Origin of the sequence: Comamonas testosteroni, from assembly GCF_000761245.1 — a bacterium.
GTDB classification, from domain to species: Bacteria; Pseudomonadota; Gammaproteobacteria; order Burkholderiales; family Burkholderiaceae_C; genus Comamonas; species Comamonas testosteroni_C.
This window is the reverse complement of record NZ_AWOR01000120.1, coordinates 1-593: the sequence shown is the minus strand read 5'-3', so window position 1 is coordinate 593 and position 593 is coordinate 1. Positions and strand designations below refer to the sequence as shown.

Sequence of the window (593 nt, the reverse complement as noted above, 5' to 3'; positions counted from 1 at the left end):
CTACGCCATCGACACCCAGCGCCCGACGGCCACCATTGTGGTAGCGGATACAGCGCTGGCGGTGGGCGAGACCACCTCGGTCACGATCACCTTTAGCGAAGCCGTGACCGGTCTGGATCTGTCCGACTTCAGCGTCGAGCATGGAGCTCTGAGCCATCTGATGTCCAGCGATGGCGGCCTTACCTGGACGGCGATACTGACCCCGACGGCCGGCATCACCGACACCAGCAATGTCATCACGCTGAACAACACTGGCTATGTGGATGCGGCGGGCAACACGGGCAGCGGCACGACGGATTCGAATAGCTACGCCATCGACACCCAGCGCCCCACAGCCACCATCGTGGTGACCGACAACGCTTTGAGAGTGGGTGAGACTTCGCTGGTGACGATCACCTTTAGCGAAGCGGTCACCGGTCTGGACCTGTCCGACTTCAGCGTCGAGCATGGAGCACTGAGCAATCTGACGTCCAGCGATGGCGGTCTTACCTGGACGGCGACCCTGACGCCAACGGCTGGTATCACCGATACCAGCAATCTGATAACGCTGAACAACACCGGTTATGTGGATGCGGCGGGCAACAGCGGCATCG

1 protein-coding gene is annotated in these 593 nt (G+C 61.2%); it reads left to right on the top strand.

Annotated elements, in window-relative coordinates; genetic code table 11:
• On the top strand, positions 1–593 hold a 593-nt coding region (locus tag P353_RS27390), incomplete at both ends, for an Ig-like domain-containing protein (protein ID WP_034376688.1).